Source organism: Mesorhizobium sp. M2A.F.Ca.ET.039.01.1.1, from assembly GCF_003998035.1.
In the GTDB taxonomy this organism is placed as follows: Bacteria; Pseudomonadota; Alphaproteobacteria; order Rhizobiales; family Rhizobiaceae; genus Mesorhizobium.
In genome coordinates, this window is the sequence record NZ_RZRY01000496.1 from 1 (window position 1) to 4,801 (window position 4,801).

Consider the following 4,801-nt stretch of genomic DNA (forward strand, 5'->3'; position numbering starts at 1 on the left):
ACCAGATTGCGCTTGCCGAGCATGAACGCGTCGGCCACGTGCTGAAGTGGCGCGAAGCTCGCCGTCGACGGCAAAGTCATCCACGATGAGCCGGAAGCCGAATATCCGATGCTCTACGAGCGCTTCGCCGAGATCATTCGAGCGGGCGCTTCCGATGTCGACCTCGCGCCACTTCAGCACGTGGCCGACGCGTTCATGCTCGGCAAGCGCAATCTGGTCGAGGCGTTCTTCGACTGAGTCGGCGAGACTGCATCACTCGACGATCGCAATCGCAAAGCCGTCATAGCCTTTGGCGCCAACCGTCTGGATGGCGGTGCCGTCCAGCCGCTTGTCGCCGCCGATGAACGAGAACGCCGCACGGGCGCCTTCGACATTGACGTCGAGGCCATCTTTATTGAGCACCGCACCGTCGCGGATGACGTTGTCGCAGACGATGACCGTGCCAGGGCGCGACAGCTTCATCGCCCAGTCAAGATAATTCGGGTTGTTGGGCTTGTCGGCGTCGATGAAGATCAGGTCGAATGGCCCGGCACTTTGGTCGACCAGCGCGGCGAGCGACTGGAGCGCCGGGCCGACCCGCAGGTCGACCTTGCCGGAAACCCCTGCCCGCTCGAAATTCGAGCGCGCGACCCTGGCGTGGTGGGGATCGAGTTCCAGCGTCACCACCTTGCCGTCCGCCGGCAGTCCCCTCGCCATCCAGATGGTCGAGTAGCCGCCGAGCGTGCCGACCTCCAGCACGGTCTTCGCGCCGCGGATGCGCACCAGCAGCGACAGCAATTTGCCTTGCGCGGCCGAGACATCGATGGCCGGAAGGCCCTGGTCGCGGTTGGCCGCAAGCACGGCGTCCAGCACGCGGTCCGCTTCGAAAAGCGAGGAAACGATATAGTCGTCGACTGCCGTCCAGGTCTTGCTGCTCATAGCTCTTCCTCGTTGCATGAAGCCAGATCAGGATCACGGCTAAGAGCCATCATCCCGATCCGGCTTCTTTGTTGGAGCATGATCTTTCTCGAAAACCGGTACCCACTTTTCGGGATCATGCTCTGAATGCAAAAAGGGGCCCGCGTAGGCCCCTTCTCGTCGTTTCTCATATCATGCCGCTTACTGCGCGGCGTTGACCATGTCGGTCAGCATCGGGTCGGCGACCTCGACACCGGAGGCCTTGCGGCGCTCGTCGATGATGAGCTCGTCGCGCGAGGTGGCGATGCGCCTGATCTGGCTCATCGTGCCGCCAGTGCCGGCCGGGATCAGACGGCCGACGATGACGTTTTCCTTCAGGCCCTGCAGCATGTCGGTCTTGCCGGCAACCGCAGCCTCGGTGAGCACCCTGGTCGTCTCCTGGAAGGAGGCGGCTGAGATGAAGGACGGCGTCTGCAGCGAGGCCTTGGTGATGCCGAGCAGCACCGGCTGACCTTCGGCCGGCTTCTTGCCGTCCTCGATCAGGCGCTCGTTGACCTCTTCCAGCTCGATCACGTCGACGTGGTCGCCCGGGATGTAGGTCGAGTCGCCCTGCGTGGTGATCTCGACCTTCTGCAGCATCTGGCGAACGATCACCTCAATGTGCTTGTCGTTGATCGACACGCCCTGCAGGCGGTAGACCTCCTGGATTTCGTTCACGAGGTAGGAGGCAAGCGCCTCCACGCCCTTGATCGCCAGGATGTCGTGCGGCGCCGGGTTGCCGTCGAGGATGTAGTCGCCCTTCTCGATGACGTCGCCGTCCTGGAGATGGAACGGCTTGCCCTTCGGGATCAGGTACTCCACCGGCTCGAGCGTCGAGTCATGCGGCTCGATGATGATGCGGCGCTTGTTCTTGTAGTCGCGGCCGAAGCGGATCGTGCCATCGATCTCGGCGATGATGGCGTGATCCTTCGGACGGCGAGCCTCGAACAGTTCGGCCACGCGCGGCAGACCACCGGTGATGTCCTTGGTCTTGGCGCTTTCCATCGGGATACGCGCCAGCACGTCGCCAGGCTTCACATGGGCGCCCGGCTCGACCGAGAGGATGGCCTCGACCGAGAGCAGGAAGCGCGCATCGCCGCCCTTCGACAGCTTACCGACCTTGCCCTTGGCGTCCTGGATGACGATCGCCGGCTTCAGGTCGCTGCCGCGCGGCGTCGAACGCCAGTCGATGACCTCACGCTTGGTGATGCCGGTCGACTCGTCGGCCGTTTCCTGAACGGAGATGCCGTCGACCAGGTCCTCGAACGCCACGCGACCCTCGATTTCGGTGAGGATCGGGCGGGTATAGGGATCCCACTCGGCGATACGCTGGCCGCGCTTCACCTTGTCGCCATCGTCCACGAAGATGCGCGAACCATAGGCGACGCGGTGCGTGGCGCGCTCCTTGCCGGTCTCATCGAGGATGAGCACCGCCATGTTGCGGCCCATGACCATCTGCTGGCCTTCCGAGTTGCGCACCACGTTGCGGTTGCGGATCTGCACCTTGCCCTCATAGGAGGCTTCAAGGAACGAAGAGTCCACCACCTGCGCCGTGCCGCCCATGTGGAAGGTACGCATGGTGAGCTGGGTGCCCGGCTCGCCGATCGACTGCGCCGCGATGACGCCGACGGCCTCGCCCTGGTTGACGGGGGTACCGCGGGCCAGGTCGCGACCGTAGCAGACGGCGCACACGCCGGTCCTGACCTCGCAGGTCAGCGCCGAGCGGATGCGGACCGACTGCACGCCGGCCTTTTCGATCTGCTCCACATCGCGCTCGTCCATCAGCTTGCCGGCCTTGACCAGCAGATCGCCGGTGACCGGGTGGTTGATGTCGTCGAGCGCGGTGCGGCCCAGCACGCGCTGGCCGACCGAAGCAACAATCTGGCCGGCATCGACGATCGGCTGCATGGTGAGGCCCTTGTCGGTGCCGCAATCCACGGAGTTGACGATGCAGTCCTGCGCCACGTCGACGAGACGGCGGGTGAGGTAGCCCGAGTTCGCCGTCTTCAAGGCGGTGTCGGCCAGACCCTTGCGGGCGCCGTGGGTCGAGTTGAAGTACTCGAGCACGGTGAGGCCTTCCTTGAAGTTCGAGATGATCGGCGTCTCGATGATTTCACCCGACGGCTTGGCCATCAGGCCACGCATGCCGGCGAGCTGACGCATCTGGGTGGGCGAACCGCGCGCACCCGAATGCGACATCATGTAGATCGAGTTCATCGGCTTCTGGCGGCCGTTGTCCTCGAACTCCACCGCCTTGATGCGGGCCATCATCTCGTCGGCGACCTTTTCCGAGCACTTGGCCCAGGCGTCGACGACCTTGTTGTACTTCTCGCCCTGCGTGATCAGGCCGTCATTGTACTGCTGTTCGTACTCCTTGGCCAAAGCCTCGGTCTCGGAGACCAGCTTCAGCTTGGTATCCGGGATCAGCATGTCGTCCTTGCCGAACGAAATGCCGGCACGGCAGGCATGGGCGAAGCCGAGCGCCATGATGCGGTCGCAGAAGATGACCGTCTCTTTCTGACCGCAGTGGCGGTAGACGGTGTCGATCATCTTGGAGATGTTCTTCTTGGTCATCTCCTGGTTGGCGGTCTCATACGGCACGTTGACGTTCTTCGGCAGAAGCTCGCCGATGATCATGCGGCCGGGCGTGGTGTCGTAGATCTTCGACACGACATTGCCTTCGGCGTCGACCGTGCGGAAGCGGCCCTTGATCTTGGCGTGCAGCGTCACGGCCTTGGTCTCCAGCGCATGCTGGAGCTCGCCCATGTCGGCAAACACCATGCCTTCGCCCGGCTCGTTCTGGTTGACGATCGAGAGATAGTAGAGACCGAGAACCATGTCCTGCGACGGCACGATGATCGGCGCGCCGGAGGCCGGGTGCAGGATGTTGTTGGTCGACATCATCAGCACGCGGGCTTCGAGCTGCGCTTCCAGCGACAGCGGCACGTGGACCGCCATCTGGTCACCGTCGAAGTCGGCGTTGAAGGCGGTGCAGACCAGCGGATGCAGCTGGATCGCCTTGCCTTCGATCAGGGTCGGCTCGAACGCCTGGATGCCGAGGCGGTGCAGCGTCGGCGCGCGGTTGAGCAGCACCGGATGCTCGCGGATAACCTCGTCGAGGATATCCCAAACCTCCGGACGCTCCTTCTCGACCAGCTTCTTCGCCTGCTTGACGGTCGAGGAGAAACCCTTGGCGTCGAGGCGGGCGTAGATGAAGGGCTTGAACAGCTCGAGCGCCATCTTCTTCGGCAGGCCACACTGATGCAGCTTCAGCTCCGGACCGGTCACGATGACCGAGCGACCGGAATAGTCGACGCGCTTGCCGAGCAGGTTCTGACGGAACCGGCCCTGCTTGCCCTTGAGCATGTCGGACAGCGACTTCAGCGGACGCTTGTTGGCGCCGGTGATGACGCGGCCGCGACGGCCGTTGTCGAACAGCGCGTCGACGGCTTCCTGCAGCATGCGCTTCTCGTTGCGCACGATGATGCCGGGCGCGCGCAACTCGATCAGCCGCTTCAGGCGGTTGTTGCGGTTGATGACGCGGCGATAGAGGTCATTCAGATCCGACGTCGCAAAGCGGCCGCCGTCCAGCGGAACCAGCGGGCGCAGATCCGGCGGGATCACCGGAACCACCTTCATGATCATCCATTCCGGACGGTTGCCGGATTCCATGAAGTTCTCGACGACCTTGAGCCGCTTCAGATACTTCTTCTGCTTCAGCTCGGAGGTGGTCGAAGCCAGCTCCGAACGCAGGTCGCCGGCGATCTTCTCCAGGTCCATGCCGGCAAGCAGGTCATGGATGGCCTCGGCGCCGATCATGGCGGTGAAAGAATCCTCGCCGTACTCGTCGACGGCGAGCATGTAC

At 63.5% G+C, this 4,801-nt stretch carries 2 protein-coding genes and 1 pseudogene; 1 reads left to right on the forward strand and 2 read right to left on the reverse strand.

All coding sequences use genetic code 11. From position 1 onward, the window contains the following. Positions 1-48: 48 nt before the first annotated feature. Positions 49-237: pseudogene (locus EOA24_RS27695) on the forward strand (gfo/Idh/MocA family oxidoreductase); the annotation flags it as partial. 15 nt (positions 238-252) lie between these two features. On the opposite strand, the gene EOA24_RS27700 reads toward EOA24_RS27695, so the two are convergent. Together EOA24_RS27700 and rpoC are read right to left on the reverse strand one after the other, a co-directional pair. Beyond that, the gene (locus EOA24_RS27700; RefSeq protein WP_126082807.1) at positions 253-918 is read right to left on the reverse strand and encodes an O-methyltransferase; all 666 of its coding nucleotides are present in this window, start codon (positions 916-918) and stop codon (positions 253-255) included. A gap of 180 nt (positions 919-1,098) precedes the next feature. Then, positions 1,099-4,801 (reverse strand): DNA-directed RNA polymerase subunit beta' (gene rpoC, locus EOA24_RS27705; RefSeq protein ID WP_127410276.1); only part of this gene is annotated, 3,703 nt, incomplete at its 5' end.